The 20,899-nt window shown below is 40.8% G+C and carries 20 protein-coding genes; 12 read left to right on the top strand and 8 right to left on the bottom strand.

Translation table 11 applies throughout. The features are described from left to right. Window positions 1–21: 21 nt before the first annotated feature. Genes rsxB through O3746_RS01670 form a run of 7 tightly spaced genes read left to right on the top strand, consistent with a single transcriptional unit; the run spans window position 22 to window position 7,412 of the window. Window positions 22–615, top strand: a complete 594-nt coding sequence (gene rsxB, locus O3746_RS01700; RefSeq protein ID WP_371447659.1) for an electron transport complex subunit RsxB — start codon at window positions 22–24, stop codon at window positions 613–615. Continuing rightward, window positions 608–2,917 carry an electron transport complex subunit RsxC gene (gene rsxC, locus O3746_RS01695; protein ID WP_371447658.1) on the top strand — a complete coding sequence of 770 codons (2,310 nt, stop codon included), beginning with the start codon at window positions 608–610 and terminating at the stop codon, window positions 2,915–2,917. The genes rsxB and rsxC overlap by 8 nt, the downstream gene beginning before the upstream one ends. 36 nt (window positions 2,918–2,953) lie before the next feature. Next, window positions 2,954–4,036: an electron transport complex subunit RsxD gene (rsxD, locus tag O3746_RS01690; protein WP_070592144.1), complete on the top strand. Its 1,083-nt coding sequence runs from the start codon at window positions 2,954–2,956 to the stop codon at window positions 4,034–4,036. After that, window positions 4,036–4,662 carry an electron transport complex subunit RsxG gene (gene rsxG / locus O3746_RS01685; RefSeq protein WP_070592148.1) on the top strand — a complete coding sequence of 209 codons (627 nt, stop codon included), beginning with the start codon at window positions 4,036–4,038 and terminating at the stop codon, window positions 4,660–4,662. The genes rsxD and rsxG overlap by 1 nt, the downstream gene beginning before the upstream one ends. 10 nt (window positions 4,663–4,672) lie before the next feature. Further along, window positions 4,673–5,383, top strand: coding sequence for an electron transport complex subunit E (locus O3746_RS01680; RefSeq protein ID WP_005699035.1), 711 nt, complete (start codon window positions 4,673–4,675; stop codon window positions 5,381–5,383). Continuing rightward, window positions 5,380–6,015, top strand: coding sequence for an endonuclease III (nth, locus tag O3746_RS01675; RefSeq protein WP_005696036.1), 636 nt, complete (start codon window positions 5,380–5,382; stop codon window positions 6,013–6,015). The genes O3746_RS01680 and nth overlap by 4 nt, the downstream gene beginning before the upstream one ends. Window positions 6,016–6,041: 26 nt before the next feature. Next, the gene (locus O3746_RS01670; RefSeq protein WP_371447657.1) at window positions 6,042–7,412 is read left to right on the top strand and encodes a sodium-dependent transporter; all 1,371 of its coding nucleotides are present in this window, start codon (window positions 6,042–6,044) and stop codon (window positions 7,410–7,412) included. A gap of 42 nt (window positions 7,413–7,454) precedes the next feature. Here the strand turns inward: O3746_RS01670 and O3746_RS01665 are convergent, their stop codons facing one another. Genes O3746_RS01665 through O3746_RS01650 form a run of 4 tightly spaced genes read right to left on the bottom strand, consistent with a single transcriptional unit; the run spans window position 7,455 to window position 11,911 of the window. Next, window positions 7,455–9,398: an ABC transporter ATP-binding protein gene (locus O3746_RS01665; protein WP_371447655.1), complete on the bottom strand. Its 1,944-nt coding sequence runs from the start codon at window positions 9,396–9,398 to the stop codon at window positions 7,455–7,457. Window positions 9,399–9,443: 45 nt separating this feature from the next. Further along, window positions 9,444–10,796, bottom strand: a complete 1,353-nt coding sequence (locus O3746_RS01660; protein ID WP_302129639.1) for an anti-phage deoxyguanosine triphosphatase — start codon at window positions 10,794–10,796, stop codon at window positions 9,444–9,446. After that, the gene (locus tag O3746_RS01655) at window positions 10,793–11,488 is read right to left on the bottom strand and encodes a CidB/LrgB family autolysis modulator (protein ID WP_302129646.1); all 696 of its coding nucleotides are present in this window, start codon (window positions 11,486–11,488) and stop codon (window positions 10,793–10,795) included. The genes O3746_RS01660 and O3746_RS01655 overlap by 4 nt, the downstream gene beginning before the upstream one ends. Window positions 11,489–11,494: 6 nt before the next feature. Further along, a complete protein-coding gene (locus tag O3746_RS01650) occupies window positions 11,495–11,911 on the bottom strand; it encodes a CidA/LrgA family protein (protein ID WP_070775381.1) in 417 nt (138 codons plus the stop codon). A gap of 110 nt (window positions 11,912–12,021) precedes the next feature. Between O3746_RS01650 and O3746_RS01645 the strand changes: the two genes are divergently transcribed. The 5 genes from O3746_RS01645 to queF are packed head-to-tail and all read left to right on the top strand — an operon-like array spanning window position 12,022 to window position 15,750. Further along, window positions 12,022–12,525 carry a thermonuclease family protein gene (locus O3746_RS01645; protein WP_302129645.1) on the top strand — a complete coding sequence of 168 codons (504 nt, stop codon included), beginning with the start codon at window positions 12,022–12,024 and terminating at the stop codon, window positions 12,523–12,525. A 2-nt stretch (window positions 12,526–12,527) separates the two neighbouring features. Beyond that, window positions 12,528–13,730 (top strand): cysteine desulfurase, encoded by a 1,203-nt coding sequence (locus O3746_RS01640; RefSeq protein WP_302129638.1) that lies wholly within the window; start codon window positions 12,528–12,530, stop codon window positions 13,728–13,730. After that, entirely contained in the window at window positions 13,724–14,098 is a 375-nt protein-coding gene (locus O3746_RS01635; protein ID WP_070592165.1) for a SufE family protein, read from the top strand. Before O3746_RS01640 ends, O3746_RS01635 begins: the two co-directional genes overlap by 7 nt. A gap of 2 nt (window positions 14,099–14,100) precedes the next feature. After that, window positions 14,101–14,886, top strand: coding sequence for a Zn-ribbon-containing protein (locus tag O3746_RS01630; RefSeq protein ID WP_371447651.1), 786 nt, complete (start codon window positions 14,101–14,103; stop codon window positions 14,884–14,886). A gap of 24 nt (window positions 14,887–14,910) precedes the next feature. Next, the gene (gene queF, locus O3746_RS01625; protein WP_371447649.1) at window positions 14,911–15,750 is read left to right on the top strand and encodes an NADPH-dependent 7-cyano-7-deazaguanine reductase QueF; all 840 of its coding nucleotides are present in this window, start codon (window positions 14,911–14,913) and stop codon (window positions 15,748–15,750) included. A 43-nt stretch (window positions 15,751–15,793) separates the two neighbouring features. Here queF and tyrA read toward each other — a convergent pair whose 3' ends face one another. The 4 genes from tyrA to infB all read right to left on the bottom strand — a co-directional run bounded on the left by tyrA (window position 15,794) and on the right by infB (window position 20,890). Continuing rightward, a complete protein-coding gene (gene tyrA / locus O3746_RS01620; RefSeq protein WP_371447647.1) occupies window positions 15,794–16,918 on the bottom strand; it encodes a bifunctional chorismate mutase/prephenate dehydrogenase in 1,125 nt (374 codons plus the stop codon). Between the two features lie 86 nt (window positions 16,919–17,004). Continuing rightward, a complete protein-coding gene (gene truB, locus O3746_RS01615; protein WP_371447645.1) occupies window positions 17,005–17,928 on the bottom strand; it encodes a tRNA pseudouridine(55) synthase TruB in 924 nt (307 codons plus the stop codon). Continuing rightward, window positions 17,928–18,314 (bottom strand): 30S ribosome-binding factor RbfA, encoded by a 387-nt coding sequence (gene rbfA, locus O3746_RS01610; protein ID WP_005696020.1) that lies wholly within the window; start codon window positions 18,312–18,314, stop codon window positions 17,928–17,930. The genes truB and rbfA overlap by 1 nt, the downstream gene beginning before the upstream one ends. A gap of 62 nt (window positions 18,315–18,376) precedes the next feature. After that, window positions 18,377–20,890, bottom strand: coding sequence for a translation initiation factor IF-2 (infB, locus tag O3746_RS01605; protein WP_371447642.1), 2,514 nt, complete (start codon window positions 20,888–20,890; stop codon window positions 18,377–18,379). Window positions 20,891–20,899 lie beyond the last annotated feature (9 nt).

Here is a 20,899-nt window from a genome sequence, read left to right as displayed (position 1 = left end):
TTGGAATAACACTAAAAAATAATGTTTATCTTAATTTCAGTAACCGTTCTCGCTTTAATTTTTGGTGCGATTTTAGGTGTTGCTTCGATTAAATTAAAAGTCAAAGCTGATCCTATCGTCGAAAAAATTGATGCCATCTTACCGCAAAGCCAATGTGGGCAATGCGGCTATCCTGGTTGCAAGCCTTATGCTGAAGCGATTGCCAATGGTGACGTTATCACAAAATGTGTGCCTGGTGGTCGCCCAGCGGTAGTAAAAATTGCCGAAATCATGGGCGTTGATGTACCTGCAATGGATGATATCGCTGAACCAGAAGAAATGGTTGCCTTTATTGATGAGAATATGTGTATTGGCTGTACTAAATGTATTCAAGCCTGTCCTGTTGATGCCATTATCGGTACAAACAAAGCCATGCATACTATTATTCCTGATCTCTGTACTGGATGTGAACTTTGTGTGGCACCTTGTCCGACAGATTGTATTTCCATGATTAAAGTGAAAAAAAATATTGATAATTGGAACTGGAAGTTTGATCCTAAATTAGTCATTCCGGTTGTAAATACCACAGAAATCGAGAAAAAATTAGTGGTTGGGGAGTCGGAATCAAATGGCTGATGTATTAACGAGATTTAACTCAGGCAAGATTTGGGATTTTAAAGGCGGTATTCATCCACCTGAAATGAAATCTCAATCAAACCAATCCCCTATTCAGCAATCTGAACTTGCTCATGATTTTTATGTGCCGATTAAACAGCATGCCGGCACTGCAGGAAATGTATTAGTTAAAGAAGGCGATTATGTCCTAAAAGGCCAACCTTTAACACAAGGTGATGGCTTAAGAACCTTGCCTGTTCATGCACCGACTTCTGGTACGGTAAAATTTATCGGAAAACATGTTGCGCCTCATCCTTCTGGTTTAACCGAGGATATGATTCATATTCAAGCGGATGGCTTGGATAAATGGCGTGAGCAATTTCCACTTGAAGAATTCTTCACATTATCTGTCGAACAACTTATTGATCGTATTTATCAAGCTGGCGTTGCAGGCTTAGGTGGTGCGGTATTCCCGACTGCAGCCAAAATCCAATCGGCTGAAAAGAAAGTTAAACTCTTAATTATTAACGGCGCAGAATGTGAACCCTATATTACCTGTGATGACCGCTTAATGCGTGATTACACCGATGAAATGATCGAAGGGATTCGCATCTTACGTTATATCTTACGCCCTGAAAAAGTGGTGATTGCGGTTGAAGACAATAAACCTGAAGCGATTCAGGCTATTCAACAATCACTACATGGTGCAAATGACATTGAATTGCGCGTTATTCCGACCAAATATCCATCCGGTGCAGCCAAACAGCTGATTTATTTGCTTACTGGCATGGAAGTGCCAAGTGGCGGACGTTCTTACGATATTGGCGTATTAATGCATAATGTCGGCACAGCTTTTGCGATAAAAAGAGCGGTCATTAATGATGAGCCTTTGATTGAGCGTGTCGTCACGCTTACGGGTGATAAAATTTCCGAGAAAGGCAATTACTGGGTTCGCTTAGGTACACCAGTTGACCACTTATTGGCACAAGTTGGCTATCAATATGACGAACGCTTCCCTGTTTTTGCAGGCGGACCAATGATGGGATTGCAACTTTCAGATCTCAATGCTCCCGTCACCAAATTAATTAACTGTCTATTGGCACCTGATCATTTTGAATATGGTGAACCCGAACCGGAACAATCTTGTATCCGCTGCTCTGCTTGTTCTGACGCTTGCCCTGTTAATTTAATGCCACAGCAACTTTATTGGTATGCTCGCAGTGAAGATCACCAAAAATCTGAAGAATATAGCTTAAAAGATTGTATTGAATGTGGCGTGTGTGCTTATGTTTGCCCAAGCCATATTCCGCTTATTCAATATTTCCGTCAGGAAAAAGCCAAAATTTGGGAAATTAAAGAAAAAGCGAAAAAAGCAGAAGAAGCCAAAATCCGTTTTGAAGCAAAACAAGCTCGTATGGAACGTGAGGAGCAAGAACGTAAAGCACGTTCACAACGCGCAGCAGAAGCTCGCCGTGAAGAACTTGCAAAACAAAAAGGTGAAGACCCAGTTAAAGCGGCATTAGAACGCCTGAAAGCAAAACAAGCGGGTTTAGCAGCAAATAAAGAAACAAAAACTATCGTATCTGAGAAAGGCGAAATCTTACCAGATAACCATGAGCTCATGGAGCAACGTAAAGCCCGTCGCCTAGCTAAACAACAAGCGCAAGCAGATACAGGCACTGTGACAAATGCAACAACGTCACAAACCAATGAAAAAGATGCGAAGAAAGCAGCTGTTGCAGCTGCTCTCGCAAGAGCAAAAGCGAAAAAAGCGGCCGCTCAAGGTGAAACAGTTGCGACAAATGCAACTGAAAGCGTGGTAGAAAAAACAGATGAAAATCCAACCGCACTTGATCCGAAAAAAGCGGCAGTAGCTGCGGCCATTGCAAGAGCCAAAGCGAAGAAAGCTGCTACTCAAGGTGAAACAGTTGCAACAAATACAACTGAAAGTGCAGTAGAAAAAACAGATGAAAATCCAACCATACTTGATCCGAAAAAAGCGGCTATAGCTGCAGCCATTGCAAGAGCCAAAGCGAAGAAAGCTGCTGCTCAAGGTGAAACAGTTGCAACAAATACAACTGAAAGTGCAGTAGAAAAAACAGATGAAAATTCAAGCGTACTTGATCCGAAAAAAGCAGCAATAGCTGCAGCCATTGCGAGAGCTAAAGCCAAGAAAGCTGCCGCTCAAGGTGAAGCAGTTACAACAAATGAAACTGAAAGTGCGGTCGAAAAAACGGATGAAAATCCAACCGCACTTGATCCGAAAAAAGCCGCTATCGCAGCAGCCATAGCAAGAGCTAAAGCAAAAAAAAGCGGCGGCTGAAGCTGCCAAAGAAACAGAATAACGCAGGAAAAAATTATGTTTAAGAAAATGGTGAGTTCGCCTCATACCCATTCAGGCAAATTAACCGCCCGTATTATGTTATGGGTGATTGCAGCCATGTTGCCTGCTCTGCTCACACAAATTTATTATTTTGGAATGGGTGTTTTGGTGCAATCCGCCTTGGCTATTTCTTTCGCATTATTACTTGAGTTTATTGTGACCAAATTGCGCAATAAGGCAAATCTTGTCTATATTTCAGATTTTAGCGTGGTGCTTACTGCCTTAATTTTAGCGATGGCGATTCCGCCTTATGCACCTTATTGGGTGATTTTAATCGGTACGCTTTCTGCTGTTATTCTAGGCAAACACGTTTATGGCGGCTTGGGACAAAATCCTTTTAATCCGGCTATGGTGGGTTATGTGGTGCTATTGATTTCTTTCCCTCTACAAATGACAAGTTGGATGCCGCCTATTTCATTATTAAATGAACCCCCAACATTTGCGGATTCGCTTTCTTTAATTTTCACAGGCTTAACCACTGACGGTTTTAGCTTAAGCCAACTCGTCCATTCCATTGATGGAATTACACAAGCGACGCCATTAGACAGCGCAAAAATCTTCTATAACTTACATCAAGGCGATGAAAGCGTATTCCATGATTTTGTAAAATTGCCGATTTTATTACAAAACGGGACTGACTTTGCTGAAGGTTGGTGGCAGGTTAATCTGGCATTTATGCTTGGTGGGATTGTATTAATCTTAAAGAAAAAAATTCACTGGCAAGTTCCTGTTTCAATGCTCGTGACCTTTGTGACCTTAGCAACAATCACTGCGATGTCAGGCCATCATCATTTAAGTATGATAAGCCAACTCTTTAGCGGTGCCATGATGTTCGGCGCATTCTTTATTGCGACTGACCCTGTCACAGCTTCTATTACACCTCGTGGTAAGCTTGTATTTGGTACTTTGGTTGGACTATTGGTTTACCTTATTCGTTACTTTGGAAACTACCCTGACGGCGTGGCATTTGCGATTTTGTTAAGTAATATTTGTGTACCACTTATCGATCACTATACCCGCCCTCGTGTAGCTGGCCACTTTGCAAAAGGGAGAAAATAATGGGTATTTTAAAAGTCACCTCCCGTTTTGGTTTGTTATTAGGTTTTATTGCGCTTACATGTACCGCTGTTTCTGCAGGCATTTATATGCTGACAAAAGATAAAATTGATGAAGCCATGGCTGAACAACAAAAAGCGTTATTACTCCAAGTGATCCCTCAAGATTATTTTAATAATAACTTGCTTGAAAGCGTAGAAACACCTGAGCAAGATAAACTCAAAGGCATTCAAAAACTCTATTTTGCTATTAAAGATCATGTACCCACTGCCTATGCTTATGAAACAACAGCACCAGATGGTTATTCAGGGAATATCCGTTTATTAGTAGGAATCACACCAAAAGGTGAAGTTTTAGGTGTGCGTGTCATCGAACATCATGAAACCCCAGGATTGGGCGATAAAATCGAACTTCGCATATCTAATTGGATTTTAAGTTTTACGAACCAAGTTATCGTACCAGAAAGCCTAAAAGATTGGGCGGTCAAAAAAGATGGCGGTAAATTTGATCAATTTTCTGGCGCAACCATTACGCCACGCGCGATTGTAAATCAAGTAAAACGTTCTGCTCTCGTGATGCTTGAAAATGAGGCATTACTCAACGAGATGGCAAAAAAATACGCGCAATAGGATATTTATTATGACTGATTTAACCGAAAAAACGACCTCACTTGATGAGCAAAGTGCGGTTGAAAATTCAGAAGAAATAACGCAAACGCCTTCTATTTGGAAAGAAATCTTTATTCAAGGCGTATGGAAAAATAACTCAACCCTCGTGCAATTATTGGGGCTTTGTCCGCTCTTAGCTGTATCAAGTACTGCGACGAATGCATTGGGTTTGGGCCTTGCAACTATGTTGGTTTTAACCTGTACAAACACCGTTGTTTCGCTCTTTCGTAAACAAATCCCTCATGAAATCCGTATTCCGATTTATGTGATGATTATTGCCACCACCGTAACCGTGGTGCAATTATTGATGAATGCTTATACCTATACACTCTATCAAGCTCTTGGGATTTTTATTCCTTTAATCGTGACTAACTGTATCGTCATCGGTCGTGCCGAAGCCTTTGCCTCTAAAAATAGCGTAGCACATGCAGCCTGGGATGGTTTTTCGATGGGATTAGGTATGGCATTAAGTATCACCGTATTAGGTGCGCTACGTGAAATCCTAGGCCAAGGTACCCTTTTTGAAGGCATTGAAAACCTATTTGGTCAAGGCGCCAAATTCCTGACATTACATATTTATCACGCTGACAGCAGCTTTTTACTCTTTATTCTTCCGCCAGGTGCGTTTATTGGATTAGGCATTCTACTGGCGATTAAAAACCGAATTGATATGAAAAAATGAACCAAGCTAAACGAATTGAAATCCTCACTCGACTTCGGGAGCAAAACCCGCATCCAACCACGGAATTAGAGTATAATTCGCCTTTCGAATTACTCATCGCTGTGATTTTGTCAGCTCAAGCGACCGATAAAGGCGTGAATAAAGCGACAGCAAAATTATTCCCTGTGGCAAATACCCCACAAGCTATTTTAGATCTCGGCTTAGAGGGGTTAAAAGAATACATTAAAACCATCGGGCTTTATAACAGCAAAGCAGAAAATATCATTAAAACCTGCCGTGATTTAGTTGAAAAACACAACGGTGAAGTACCTGAAAGTCGTGAAGCCTTAGAAGCCCTTGCGGGAGTCGGCAGAAAAACGGCGAATGTAGTGTTAAATACCGCTTTCGGTCATCCAACTATTGCAGTGGATACGCATATTTTTCGCGTATGCAACCGCACAAACTTTGCCCCTGGCAAAGATGTGGTAAAAGTGGAAGAAAAACTACTCAAAGTTGTGCCAAAAGAATTTAAAGTGGATGTACATCACTGGCTGATTTTGCACGGGCGCTATACTTGTACCGCGCGCAAACCTCGATGTGGAGCTTGCATTATTGAAGATCTCTGTGAATACAAAGAAAAAACAGAATATTAAACGAATAAAATCAAACGGAATATATTATGACAACAAACAATCAATCTCGCCAAACATGGTCTAGCCGACTAACTTATGTGCTCACCGTTGCGGGTGCGACAGTTGGCTTTGGGGCAACGTGGCGCTTCCCTTATTTAGTGGGTGAAAATGGCGGCGGTGCCTACGTACTCCTCTTTTGTATCGCGATGATTGTCATTGGTATCCCGATGATTTTAGTAGAAAATGTTATCGGACGCCGTTTGCGTGTGAATTCCATTGATGCCTTTGGCGACAAAATCCAAGATAAAGGTAAAAACATCTCCAAATATTGGAAGATTCTTGGTTACATGGGGCTTCTTGGCTCATTTGGTATCATGGCTTATTACATGGTATTAGGTGGTTGGGTGATGTCTTATATCATCAGCCTGATGAATAATACCCTTGATATCAGTACCCCAATTACAAAAGAAGTGGCCAAAGATTTCTACGATTTACACATCAGCAACAGCCCATGGGAAATCATGCTCTACACCTTCCTGTTTGTGGCAGTGAATTACATTATTTTAGCGAAAGGTATCATCGGCGGGATTGAACGTTCCGTAAAATACTTAATGCCATTACTCTTCATTTTCCTCATCGGCATGGTGATTCGTAACCTTACCTTACCGGGTGCAATGGAGGGTGTGACTTTCTACTTAAAACCAGATTTCAGCAAAATTACACCTAAATTATTCATTTTCGTATTAGGCCAAGTGTTCTTCGCATTAAGCCTTGGTTTCGGTGTATTAATCACCCTCTCCAGCTATTTAAACAAGGAAGAAAACCTTATTCACACAGCCGTTATTACGGGTTTCACCAATACCATTATCGCTGTGTTATGTGGTTTTATGATCTTCCCATCATTATTCACATTCGGCATTGAACCTAACGCTGGCCCAACCTTGATTTTCCAAAGTTTACCAATTGTATTCTCACATTTATGGGCAGGTAAATTCTTTGCTATCGTATTCTTCGGCTTATTGCTTATTGCCGCATTAACCACATCAATTACCATTTATGAAGTCATCATCACCGCATTGCAAGAAAAACTCAGAATGCGCCGTGGTAAAGCAATTTTTGTGACCTTAATGGGGATTTTCTTATTAGGTAATATACCCTCTATTCTAGGTGATAACCTTTGGAAAGATTTCACCATTTTCGGTAAAAGCATTTTCGATGCCTTCGATTTCGTCAGCGGCAATATTCTCTTTATGTTGACCGCACTTGGTTGTGCGATTTTCGTTGGTTTTGTGTTAAAAGACGATGCAAAAAAAGAACTATCACCAACACCAAATTCACGCTTCACCACAATTTGGTTTAACTATGTTAAGTTTGTGGTTCCAGTGATTATTTTGGTGATTTTTATCAGTAATATGTAATAAAAAAACCGAGCAATTTCGCTCGGTTTTTTTATCTATCCTCTATTTTGCTTCAGCTTGAGTTTTTTTCTCTTCAAGTTCTTCCCAACGGAGGAAAGCTGTTTCAAGTTCAGCTTCGGTGTCCGATAATTCCTTAAGCTTTGCATCTGTTACATCATGGGCTTGTTGGAAAAAGTGAGGGTCACCAATTTCAGCTTGAAGTGCAGTAATTTTCTCTTCCAATTCTTCCAACAATTGTGGTAGCTGTTCTAACTCACGTTGTTCTTTGTAAGAAAGTTTAACGGATTTTGGCTTTTGAGAAACAGCATCATTTTTGACCGCACTTTCCTGTACTTTTGGTGCTTCTCTTTTGGATTTTGGGGTCTCTTGCTCTGCTTTCATCGCAAAGTAATTGGCTTGTTGTCCTTTCGCATCAAAGAAACCGCCCACGTATTTATTCAATACGCCATCGCCTTCAAAGAAATAACACTCAGTCGCGACATTATCAATAAACTGACGATCATGACTGACAATCAATAAGGTGCCTTGATAATCCGTGAGGATTTCTTCCAATAATTCTAAGGTTTCTACATCCAAGTCATTGGTTGGTTCATCGAGAATCAGCAAGTTATTCGGTTTCAGTAATAATTTAGCCAATAACAAACGGTTACGTTCACCACCTGAAAGCGCTTTGACGGGTGTCATCGCTCGTTTCGGTGGAAATAAGAAATCCTGCAAATAGCCCAACACATGACGTTTTACACCATTGACCTCAATATCCTGTTTGCCATCGGCAACGTTATCCATCACCGTTTTTTCCAGATCAAGATCAGCACGATATTGGTCAAAATAAGCAATATCTAATTTTGTACCGCAATGAATGCGACCGCTGGTTGGTTTGATTTCACCCAATAAAAGTTTAATAAAGGTGGTTTTTCCGCAGCCATTTGGGCCAACCAATGCAATTTTATCGCCACGTAAAATGGTCGTACTGAAATCTTTGAGAAGTTGTTTGCCTTCAATTTCATAGCTTACATTTTCCATTTCAAATACGATTTTGCCAGAACGACTTGAGTTATCTAATTGTAACTTGGCGGTACCCATCACTTCACGACGTTGGCGACGTTCTTCACGCATGGCTTTTAAGGCGCGCACACGTCCTTCATTACGCGTACGACGTGCTTTAATACCTTGACGAATCCAAACCTCTTCTTGTGCTAAGCGTTTATCGAAAAGCTCGTTCTGTAACGCTTCGACACGTAAGTTTTCTTCTTTCGTGGTGAGGTATAAATCATAATTACCTGGATAAGACACTAATTTCCCGCGATCTAAATCGACAATACGGGTCGCCATTTTACGGATAAAAGAACGGTCGTGGGAAATAAACACAATGCTTCCGGTAAATTCTAATAAGAAGTTTTCTAACCATTCGATTGCATCTACGTCCAGGTGGTTGGTCGGTTCATCTAATAACAAGACATCAGGATTACACACCAATGCACGAGCAAGAGCGGCTTTACGCAACCAACCACCCGATAAATCCGCTAATTTGGTATCGGGATTTAACTCAAGCTTTTGCAGGACTTCATTGATTTTATTTTCAAACTGCCAGCCGTTAGCATGCTCTAATTTAGCTTGCACTTGTGCTAGTTGATTAAGAATTTGTTCGCTGTAATTTTGTGTCAATTCTTGCGAAATGTGGTGATATTCCTTTAACAAATCCGCTAAATGCTCAATCCCTTCCGCCACATAATCAAATACATTCCCTTCAGCATGGCGAGGCGGGTCTTGTTCTAAACGCGAAACCACTAAATCTTTTTCATACTGCACTTTACCGTCATCCATCGTGACTTGCTTTGCAATAATTTTTAATAACGTTGATTTACCTGCACCGTTACGCCCCACCAAACATACGCGCTCATTCGGTTCAATATGCAATTCGGCGTGATCAAGTAAGGGGTGATCACTAAAAGAAAGATAAGCGTTAGTTAAACTAATTAATGCCACAAAATTGTCCTATAAATTCAAAATATCAATAAAAATAACCGCACTTTAAAGCTGGTGATAAACCTTTAAGGCATAGGCATCTGACATGCCAGCAATATAATCACAAATAATACGTTTTTTACCCTGCTCCGGTGCATTTCTCCAACGATTAGCCGTATTCGTTGGCAATAAACGTTCTGGGTCAGAATCAAAAATCTGAAACATTTCCGTGAGAATGCGTTGTCCTTTATATTCAATGCGTTGCGTTTCGACATGGCGAATTACGTATTTCCACACAAATTTTTTGAACACATTTAATGCCGCAATCACATCTTGCGGTAGTTCTGCGTTATAACGTAACAAAGGCTCATCAAAATTGCCGGTAACTTTCCAACGCACATGGGTGATAAAGAAATTCACTAATGCACCAATGGCATTTTTACGCTCGAAATGAAGGTTGGAGAATAATCGTTGGCTGACTTGCTCTATATTTTTTGCCAGCCAATCTGAAGGAATCGTTTTAAGTTCATCCAATGCTTCTTGCCATTGATGTTGATTTACCACACCTGTCACAATCGCATCTTCTAAATCATGCACACCATAGGCAATATCGTCTGCCAATTCCATAATGCTGCAATCTAACGATTTAAATTGTGTTTTTAAAAACTCGGCAGGATTTGACCGCACTTTTTGAAATGAACCAAATAAAGTGCGGTCATTTTCAGAAAGATTTTGCAACAGCCAATCAAACATTGTGACGTCATCACGGAACAACCCTTTTCCTGGTTTCCAATCACTAATTTTGACATAACGCGGATCAGCGCTTTCAGTATGCGGCAACTGGGCATATTGAGGGGAAGATAAGTCTAAAATATTCGGATATTTCACCACGCCTAAAATAGCACGACGCGTTAAATTCATCCCTGCCGTTTCAGTATAAGGCTCAAGTTTAGTAATGATACGAAATGTCTGCGCATTGCCTTCAAAGCCGCCATGATTCCGCATCATATAATTGAGGGCTACTTCCCCACCATGACCAAAGGGTGGATGACCAATATCATGCGCAAAGCACAAACTTTCAATTAAATCATTGCTTGGCAATAAAGGCTTGAGTTGTTTCTGTAATTCACTTTTTTCAATATGAAGCTGGTCTGAAATAGCAACATAACTTTCCGCAAATTTTAATTGGGAAACCAGACTGCTACCGATTTGTGCCACTTCAAGGGAATGGGTTAAACGAGTGCGATAAAAATCATTCTCGCCCACCGCATGAATCTGTGTTTTGGCTTGCAAACAACGGAAAGCGGCAGAATGTAAAATCCGCCCGCGATCACGACGAAATGGTGGTCGATGATCTTTTTCGCGAGGCGGATCAGGAAGGAAACGTTCAGTCCAAAAATCAGCTAATTGGGTTCTCATAAAAATAGACGAATAACATGGAATACTAAGGGCGCTAAAATGGAACTCATAATACCGCAAAGTACCAAAGAAATCGAACTATAACTCCCCGCTTTCGGATCGGCTTCCATACAACTTACCGTACCTAATGCGTGAGAAACCGCACCAACAGATAAACCGATCGCTTCTTGTTGTTTAATCCCAACTTTTTTCAAGATGAGATAACCAAAAACAGACCCTTGTAAACCGGCGACAACCACACCTACCGCCGTCACGGCAGGAATGCCGCCTAAATGTGAAGCCACTTCCATTGCAATTGGGGTAGTAATTGATTTTGGTAATACCGTCGCGACCATTTCAGGGCTTGCACCTAAAATAATGGCAAAAATAGCCCCGGTAAACATTGAGAATATTGAGGCCAATGCGACTACTGAAAGGATAATTTTCCATTGTTTCGCAATTTGACGAATTTGTTCATATAACGGTAATGCCAGTGCGACAATACTCAATCCTAATAAATTATTAATCGGCGCATTGCCTGCCATATAATCATCATAAGGAATACCGCTAACCACTAAAATCAGTACAAGAATGGATACCGTTAGCACAAAAGTATTGAAAATCATCGATTTCCAACGTTTACTAATTTGTAGTGCGAGCCAAAATCCGAAAATCGTTAAACCGGTATAAAGATAAATTGCATACTGCATAATAAAACCTTAGTCTGCTTGAAGATTACGTTTTTCCAATACTTTTTTACGTTTATGGCTAAAAGATTGTTTGTAAAATAAATAGTTTCCTATAAATGCAATCACAAAAAGTGTTAAAAAAGTACTAAGAATATTTGGAATGAGTAAAATTTTCCATTGCGCAACGAGTAAATCATAATACTTGATAATACCAACACTCACCGGCACAAAAAGCACCGCCATATAGCGAATCAGTAAGCTCGAACCGAAATAAATCCACTCCAAGTGAATTACATGAGTCGTTAAACCTAAAAAAAGTAATAACAATCCCCAAATGCTGCCTGGAATCCCCACTGGGATATAGTGAGAAATCAAATTGCCGAGTAGTAACATAATGTATAAAATGATGAGCGAACGAGCGAGTTGAACGCCTTTTTGGAGTAACATATTTCCTCTATCAATTTTTTTAATAATAATTAAAATTTATTTTACGCTTTTTTGTTAAAATTACCCATTCATTTTAGCTAAATTTTGCGATGCAGATCAAAGAAATTCCAATGATTAAAAAATTCTTCTTATTTTTAACCCTAATTTTGACCGCACTTTGGACGCAATTTTCAGTCGCTACTGAACGCCAAATGGCGTGTTGGGTCGTTGGTGTAAGTGATGGCGATACCTTAACTTGCCTCTTATCCACTAAAAAACAACTCAAAGTGCGATTACAAGAAATTGATGCTCCGGAAAAAGGCCAACCATTTGGAAAGAAAGCCAAACAATATCTTTCACAACTGGTTTTCAAACAAAATGTGACGTTGTCGGTTTCAGGTTATGATCGCTACCAACGTATTTTGGCAACGGTTTATCTGCAAGAACAAAACATCAACTTAAAAATGGTAAAAAATGGCATGGCGTGGATTTACCCACAATTCGCTAAAAATCCACTCTACTTTCAAGCTCAAGATTTTGCCCAACAACAAAAAATCGGTTTATGGCGGGATCCCAACCCTATCGCCCCTTATGAATGGCGCAAACAGAACAAAGCAGGCAAACACGGAGAGTAACTATGGCTTTCGATTACTTATCATTTAAAGGTGAATTCCCTTATTTTCAAACAGCAAATGCCGTGGTTTATTTGGATAATGCAGCGACAGCATTAAAGCCTCGGGCATTAATTGATGCAACAAGTACCTTTTATCAATCGGCAGGCTCTGTGCATCGTAGCCAATATGAAGCGGCACAAACAGCACAATATGAAAATGCTCGTCACCTAGTCAAAACCTTAATTAATGCGGAAGATGAAAAAGCCGTAATCTGGACTTCTGGGACGACTCATAGCATTAATTTGGTTGCTAATGGTTTACTCCCCTCTTTGCATACAGATGATGAGATTTTAATTAGCCAAGCGGACCATCATGCTAATTATGTTACTTGGCATGAAACAGCGAAAAAATGTGGGGCAAAAATTCAAGTGTTGCCTATTTTGGATAATTGGCTAATTGATGAAAATGCCTTAATTGCAGCCTTAAATGAGAAAACCAAATTAGTAGCACTCAATTTTGTTTCCAACGTAACGGGAACGGAACAACATATCCAACATTTAATTCGCCTAATTCGTCAACATAGCAATGCTCTCGTTTTAGTGGATGCTGCTCAGGCTATTAGTCATATACAGATTGATTTACAGGCATTAGATGCGGATTTTATTGCCTTTTCTGCGCACAAAATTTATGGACCTAACGGCATTGGTGTATTAAGCGGAAAATTAAGCTCACTTTCCCTGCTACAACCACTTTTTTACGGTGGAAAAATGATTGAGCGAGTCTCCCATGAATGTATTACCTTTGCCGATTTACCTTATCGATTAGAGGCCGGCACACCGAATATTGCTGGCGTGATTGGCTTTGGTGCGGTGCTAGATTGGCTCAAAAAATGGGATTTTCAGGCAGCTGAAGCGCATGCCGTTGAGCTTGCTGAACAAAGTAAAGTGCGGTTAAAAAACTATCCGAATTGTCGTTTATTCAATTCACCGCAACCGAGTTCAGTAGTATGTTTTGTTTTTGATGGGATTGCGGCTTCGGATCTTGCTACCCTATTAAGTGAACAGAAAATTGCGTTGCGTGTTGGCGAACATTGCGCCCAACCTTACTTAGTCCGCCTTGGTGAACGTACCACATTAAGACTTTCTTTTGCGCCTTATAACAGCCCACAAGATGTGGACGCTTTTTTTGCGGCATTAGATAAATCCTTAGAGTTATTAGCATGCTAGAAAACATTAAACAGGCAAAAAATTGGGAAGATCGCTACCGTTTTATTATTCAAGCGGGTAAGCATCTCCCTCAACCTTCTCCTGATGAATTGGCTCAAATGCAATCGATTCAAGGCTGTGAAGCGGGACTTTGGTTTATGCCCATTCCACAACATGACGATACGTTTCAATTTCAAGCTTACAGCGAAGCGCGCATTATGAATGGCTTGTTATGGTTGTTGTTACAAAACATCAACGGCCAAACCCGAAACCAATTACAACAATTTAATATTCGTCAATTTTTTGATGAGCTTGGTGTTGCCTCCCGCTTAAGTGAAACCCGCTTAAACGGTTTAAAACAAATTGAAGAAATCTTGCACAATCTGTAATTATGTATCTGATCGAACCCTTTTTTAAATTAACTGCCTTAGAAAACGACATCGGCCAACAAAGCCGTTTGCTCAATGCAATCATCGACCAATGGCGTTATAACGGGCAAATTATCGGCCGTGAAATCCCGCTTTATTTGACGGAGGAAGACGGCGAACAAGGTTTTGCAATGCGAGTTATTTGCCCTGAGCAAGATAGCCTTTTACCCGAGAATAATAACCAAACTGTAAATCTGGCGATGGAACATGCTGAAAAGTGCGGTCTAAATTTTCAAGGTTTTCAAATTATTGCCGATGATTTAAATGCAGACAGCACCGCAGAATGTAGTCAACCAGCATGGCAGATGCTTTATACCACACATTTGCAATCTTGCTCGCCATTGCATAGCGGAGATGATTTTTCTCCAATTCCACTTTATAAACAGCTAAAAAATCAACCGCATTTAAGCCAAGATTTGATTAAATGGCAGGAAAATTGGCAGGCTTGCGATCAGTTGCAAATGAATGGTTCGGTTTTAGAAAAAGAATCATTAAGCGAAATCTCCGAGATTAATAGCACGCTCAGCAAACATGGACTATACCTTGCTGCCGAAATTGAAAAAGAAAGCGGCATACCGACCTATTATTATTTATACCGTGTCGGTGGACATTCTTTAGAATCGGAACAACAACGCTGTTGCCCACAATGTGGTGGCGATTGGGTATTAGACACGCCACTATTTGATGTAATTTACTTTAAATGCGACCAATGTCGATTAGTCTCGAATGTGTCGTGGAATTTTTTATAGCGCTTTCGTTATTCAGGAAAACACATGAACTATCAAGATAAAAGCCTTCAATCTTTAAAACTCGGTCAAGCAACAGAATATGCTGCGAATTATGACCGCACTTTGTTACAACCCGTGCCTCGAAAACTCAATCGTGATGGCTTAGGCATAACCGAACAGCAGCCATTTACCCAAGGCGCTGATATTTGGACAGCCTATGAAATTTCTTGGTTAAATCCAAAAGGCTTACCGCAAGTGGCTATTGCCGATGTGGAAATTGATTATCGCAGTGAAAATTTAATTGAATCGAAAAGTTTTAAACTCTACTTAAACAGCTTTAATCAAAGTAAATTCGCTGATTTTGCTAGCGTAGAACGCACGATGCGTGAAGACCTAAGTGCTTGTGCTCAAGGCGAGGTTAAAGTTCATTTACATCCATTATCCCACTATCAAGGACAAGGTATTGATACTTTAACGGGCGATTGCATTGATGATCAGAATATCGAAATCCACAGCTACGAATTTAATGCAGACATTTTGCAAAATTGTACGTCCGATAACGTGGTGGAAGAAAGCTTAGTAAGCCATTTATTGAAATCTAATTGTCTTATCACCAGTCAGCCCGATTGGGGAACCGTGCAAATTCATTATGTGGGCAAACAAATCGATCGCGAAAAACTTCTCCGCTACATTGTGTCTTTCCGTCAACATAATGAGTTTCACGAGCAGTGTGTTGAGCGTATTTTCTGTGATTTGATGCATTATGCCAAACCAGAAAAACTCACCGTCTATGCGCGCTATACGCGCCGTGGTGGATTGGATATTAATCCATTCCGTTCGAACTTTGAGGACATTCCGCAGAATTTACGCTTGGCAAGACAATAAATCACAAAACAAAAGTGCGGTGAAAATCAACCGCACTTTTATTTTATACATGTCGTAGATCATGAGCTTGTTGTAATAACTGACGACTTTCCTGCAAGAATTGATCGGAACACTCCCCAAACCATTCTCTCACCTGATGGAAAGCATCAATAAACCCTTGGCGATCGCCTTTTTCAAAAAATTGTAACGCTTCTTCATACGTTTTCTTCAAGCTTTCAATCACGTCTAAATTTTCTGGCTTATCCATAATAATATCGGCATAAAGTGCCGCATCTTGGGCAAATAGACGACCAATCATGGCTAATTCCAAACGATAAATCGGGGAAGATAATGCCAATAAATTGCTTAAATTGACAGGCTGTTTAGAAAGATGCAGACCATTCGCAAAAGTAGAAAAGTGACGTAATGCTTGAATGTACGTCATATTGTGATCATGCTCTGCAGCATCAATTTGATAAATTTTTGCACCCCAGATTTGAATTTGCTCTAACAACCATTCATAACGTTCACTAAAACGCCCATCGCAACGCACAACCACTTGTTTTGCCATGCTCGCGATATCTGGGCCAAACATTGGATGCAATCCAACTACCGCCCCTTTATGCACCTCTAACATTTTAGCTAATGGAGCACGTTTCACGGAGGTGAGGTCCGCCAGTAGCATATTTTCCGTTAAATAGGGCTTTAAACGTTCTATGGTTTCTAACGTGTGATCAATCGGTACTGAGATAATAACAACATCCGCATTCGTTAAAATACGTTCTGCCACATCCCAATCATCACGATCTAAAATAGAAATAGGATAACCAGAGGCTCGTAAATAGCGGGCAAATAACTGCCCCATTTTTCCGTAACCGCCAACAATAACAATTTTGTTAATGGCTGGATTCAGCGTTTTAAAACCAAATTGATTTTCATTGGAATAAGATTCACGCATAAAACGACGTAGCACATCTTCAATAAGTTGTGGAGAGATTCCTGCTTTAACCGCTTCTTCTCGGCGTGCTTGTAACATCGCTAATTCACGATCTGGTGCATAAATCGGCAAACCTTTTTCGTGCTTTACTTCGCCTACTTGGGTCACCAATTCGAGACGTTTAGCAAAAAGTTGAATCAGTTCACGATCGAGCGAATCAATTTCCTGACGTAAATGGTTAAGGGCATCCATAATTCACCTGTAATATCTTATTTACATAGATTGCAATTAAAAGGTTACAGGTGAGATTACTGGAATTAAAAAAGAAAGGCAAATAGTTAGAGAGATTGCGTAATCAAGCGTTGCGGACGAATCACATTGTTATCATCTACAAGAGCTACGCCTAAAAAGATATTCTCGTCAGAAAACAACCGCACTCGACCATGTAATTTTGCTTCATTAGCAAATTTGACACGTTGTCCACAGCCAATCCCTTTACTTTGCTCGGCATTTAGCTGTAATGCGGGTAATTTACTGACCGCTGTATCTGTCGGTAAAAGATGTTGATCAAGTTGTGCAAGATCACCTTGCTCTGCAAGCGTCTGCAAAGCATCCCATGTCATCATCTTTTCTGTTGGATAATCCGCAACCGCAGTTCGACGTAACACGGTCACATGAGCACCACAACCTAACACTTCACCTAAATCATCCACTAATGTACGGATATAGGTTCCTTTCGAACAATGCACTTCTAAAGTTAGAAAAGGTGCTTGATACTCGATAAAGTTTAGCTCAAAAATCGTGATAGGACGGGCTTCACGTTCTACTGTAATGCCTGCGCGAGCATACTCATACAACGGTTTCCCATTGTGCTTTAACGCAGAGAACATGGTCGGCACTTGCAAAATATCACCACGAAATTGTTCAAGTGCGGTCAAAATTTGCGATGTTTCCACATTAACAGGGCGCGTTTCGACCACTTGTCCTTCAGCATCAGAGGTATCCGTACGTTCACCTAATTTTGCTGTGACCACATAGCGTTTATCTGCATCTAATAAGAATTGGGAAAACTTTGTCGCTTCTCCTAAACAAATAGGCAGCATACCGGTTGCTAATGGATCGAGCGCACCGGTATGTCCAGCTTTATTCGCTTGGAATAAGCGTTTCACCTTTTGCATAATGTCATTAGATGACATGCCTTGTGGCTTATCTAATAAAAATACACCATCAATATCACGCCCACGCTTGCGAGGTCTCGACATTAGTCATTTTCCTCAACGTGTTTTTTTTCGTCTTCACGTACTACGTTTGTTACTAAATTAGACATACGCATCCCTTCAACTAAGGATTGATCGTAGAAGAAACGAATTTCTGGCACAATGCGTAAGCGCATTGCTTTACCCACTAATGAACGAATATAAGGTGCTGCTTTTTCTAACCCTTTCATGCCCTGTGCAATCGCCACTTCATCATGATCAAACAAAAATGTGACAAACACTTTTGCATAAGCCAAATCGCTTGATACTTCCACATCTGACACGGTTACCATGCCAATACGGGGATCTTTCACTTCACGTTGCAAAATGATGGCGATTTCTTTTTGTAATTCTTGTGCAACGCGATCACTGCGTTTAAATTCTCTTGCCATAATATTTCTCTTATTAAAAAGCGGTCAAAAATACGTTGAATTTTGACCGCTCTTTTTATTGATTAGATTGAACGTTTAATTTCAACGACTTCAAACACCTCGATTTGGTCGCCGACTTTCACGTCATTGTAGTTTTTAACGCCGATACCACATTCCATACCATTACGGACTTCAGAAACGTCATCTTTAAAGCGACGGAGAGATTCCAATTCACCTTCAAAGATTACCACGTTATCACGTAATACGCGGATTGGGTTGTTACGTTTTACTACACCTTCGGTCACCATACAACCTGCGATTGCACCAAATTTCGGATGTTTGAACACATCACGCACTTCAGCCAAGCCAATGATTTCTTGTTTGAATTCAGGTTGTAACATACCGCTCATCGCTGCTTTCACATCATTTAATAGTTCATAAATGATAGAGTAATAACGAAGGTCAATATTTTCTGCTTCGATAATACGGCGGGCAGAAGCATCCGCACGTACGTTAAAGCCAACAATAATCGCATTAGAGGCTGCCGCTAGGGTTGCATCAGTTTCAGAAATACCACCGACACCAGAACCAACAACTTTCACTTTCACTTCATCAGTAGAAAGATCTTGTAACGATTGAATAATCGCTTCCACAGAACCCTGTACGTCTGCTTTCACGATAATATTCAGTTCAGCAACATCACCTTCAGCCATATTACTAAACATATTTTCAAGTTTCGCTTTTTGCTGACGAGCAAGTTTCACTTCACGGAACTTACCTTGACGGTGTAACGCCACTTCACGTGCTTTTTTCTCATCACGTACTACGGTTGCTTCATCACCCGCTGCTGGTACACCAGAAAGACCTAACACCTCAACTGGGATAGATGGGCCTGCTTCATCGATTTCTTTACCGTTTTCATCGCGCATTGCACGAACACGACCGTATTCAAAACCGCAAAGTACGATATCACCTTTACGTAAAGTACCTGATTGAACAAGAATGGTCGCAACCGGACCACGACCTTTATCAAGGTAAGATTCAATCACTACACCGCTTGCCATACCGTCTTTTACAGCTGTTAATTCAAGTACTTCTGATTGAAGTAAGATGGCATCTAATAAGTCATCAACACCGGTACCTTTCTTCGCAGAAACAGGAACGAATTGCACATCACCACCGAATTTCTCAGAAATCACTTCGTGTTGAAGTAATTCTTGTTCTACTCGGTCTGGATTTGCTTCTGGTTTATCAATTTTGTTCACCGCAACCACTAAAGGCGCACCTGCTGCTTTCGCATGTTGAATCGCTTCAATGGTTTGAGGCATCACCCCATCATCTGCCGCAACCACAAGTACGACGATATCCGTTGCTTTCGCACCACGTGCACGCATTGAAGTAAATGCGGCGTGTCCCGGCGTGTCTAAGAAGGTGATCATTTTGCCGTCATCCATTTCTACGTGGTACGCACCGATGTGCTGAGTAATACCACCCGCCTCACCTGCTGCAACTTTCGCTTTACGAATATAGTCAAGCAATGAGGTTTTACCATGGTCAACGTGCCCCATGATCGTTACAACCGGTGCACGAGTCACTTTTTCTGCATTAACATCACGATCGCCTAATACTTCTTCTTCGAGTTCATTTTCATTGCGAAGAATCACTTTGTGACCTAATTCTTCAGCCACTAATTGTGCCGTTTCTTGGTCAAGCACTTGGTTAATGGTTACCATTTCGCCCATCTTCATCATAGCTTTGATGATTTCAGTCGCTTTGGTTGCCATTTTGTTTGCTAATTCCGCAACGGTAATTGTTTCACCAATAACAACATCTTGTTTCACAACCTGAACAGGTTTTGTGAAGGCTTGTTGTAATGCTGCGCCTTTCTTACCATTTTTACCTTTACCGAATTTACCGTCTTTTTGATTTTTACGGTTAGATTCGCGCTCATTTTTATTGCCGCCTTTCACGTCATCGCGTTCTTTTTTCGCTTTAGCGACTTTATTTTTGCCGCGACCGCGATTTTCATTACGGCGTTCTTCTTCGTCTTCCGCTTCTAAAGCATAACGAGAGCTTAAATTGTAATCAGTATAATCTTCTGATGCGCTTTCATTGCTTGATGTATCCGCTTCAGCATAACGTTTAGCATCTTCAGCTGCTTTACGTGCTTGCTCTTCAGCCTTTTCGCGAGCCAGCTCTTCCGCTTTGCGACGAAGTTCTGCTTCTTCCGCTTTACGTTTTTCTTTTTCTGGATCAACCGATTTAGGTTTATTTTCAACCGCACTTGGTGCTGGTTTTGCAGCTTTTTCTGCTTCAGCCTTAGCTTTTTCGGCTTTCGCTTTTTCAGCGGCTAAACGTGCTTTTTCTTCTGCTGCTTTCTTTTCAGCTGCTTCAGCTTCTTGCTGGGCTTTTAATTTTGCTGCTTCTTCCGCTTTTTTAGCGGCATCTGTTGGTACTGTACGTTTTTTACGTACTTCAACTTGTACCGCTTTTGCTTTACCGCCAGCTGTTGTACTGCTTACGGTTGTTTTTGTTCTGCGTTGAATACTTAGTTTTTTCGGTGCATTCGCATCCGCATTTTTTACATCTTCAGTCATTATTAAACT

Origin of the sequence: Haemophilus sp. 27098_8_127, from assembly GCF_041433495.1 — a bacterium.
Taxonomy (GTDB): Bacteria; Pseudomonadota; Gammaproteobacteria; order Enterobacterales; family Pasteurellaceae; genus Haemophilus_D.
Note: the sequence above shows the minus strand (reverse complement) of the source record. Positions and strands in the feature narration are given on the sequence as shown.

Coding starts and splice junctions, on each gene's coding strand:
- O3746_RS01640 (WP_302129638.1), top strand. CDS start 12,528: ATGGCTTTCGATTACTTATCATTTAAAGGTGAATTCCCTTATTTTCAA.
- infB (WP_371447642.1), bottom strand. CDS start 20,890: ATGACTGAAGATGTAAAAAATGCGGATGCGAATGCACCGAAAAAACTA.
- rsxC (WP_371447658.1), top strand. CDS start 608: ATGGCTGATGTATTAACGAGATTTAACTCAGGCAAGATTTGGGATTTT.
- O3746_RS01660 (WP_302129639.1), bottom strand. CDS start 10,796: ATGAGAACCCAATTAGCTGATTTTTGGACTGAACGTTTCCTTCCTGAT.
- rsxB (WP_371447659.1), top strand. CDS start 22: ATGTTTATCTTAATTTCAGTAACCGTTCTCGCTTTAATTTTTGGTGCG.
- O3746_RS01645 (WP_302129645.1), top strand. CDS start 12,022: ATGATTAAAAAATTCTTCTTATTTTTAACCCTAATTTTGACCGCACTT.
- queF (WP_371447649.1), top strand. CDS start 14,911: ATGAACTATCAAGATAAAAGCCTTCAATCTTTAAAACTCGGTCAAGCA.
- O3746_RS01670 (WP_371447657.1), top strand. CDS start 6,042: ATGACAACAAACAATCAATCTCGCCAAACATGGTCTAGCCGACTAACT.
- O3746_RS01635 (WP_070592165.1), top strand. CDS start 13,724: ATGCTAGAAAACATTAAACAGGCAAAAAATTGGGAAGATCGCTACCGT.
- truB (WP_371447645.1), bottom strand. CDS start 17,928: ATGTCGAGACCTCGCAAGCGTGGGCGTGATATTGATGGTGTATTTTTA.
- rsxG (WP_070592148.1), top strand. CDS start 4,036: ATGGGTATTTTAAAAGTCACCTCCCGTTTTGGTTTGTTATTAGGTTTT.
- rsxD (WP_070592144.1), top strand. CDS start 2,954: ATGTTTAAGAAAATGGTGAGTTCGCCTCATACCCATTCAGGCAAATTA.
- tyrA (WP_371447647.1), bottom strand. CDS start 16,918: ATGGATGCCCTTAACCATTTACGTCAGGAAATTGATTCGCTCGATCGT.
- O3746_RS01680 (WP_005699035.1), top strand. CDS start 4,673: ATGACTGATTTAACCGAAAAAACGACCTCACTTGATGAGCAAAGTGCG.
- O3746_RS01650 (WP_070775381.1), bottom strand. CDS start 11,911: ATGTTACTCCAAAAAGGCGTTCAACTCGCTCGTTCGCTCATCATTTTA.
- nth (WP_005696036.1), top strand. CDS start 5,380: ATGAACCAAGCTAAACGAATTGAAATCCTCACTCGACTTCGGGAGCAA.
- rbfA (WP_005696020.1), bottom strand. CDS start 18,314: ATGGCAAGAGAATTTAAACGCAGTGATCGCGTTGCACAAGAATTACAA.
- O3746_RS01630 (WP_371447651.1), top strand. CDS start 14,101: ATGTATCTGATCGAACCCTTTTTTAAATTAACTGCCTTAGAAAACGAC.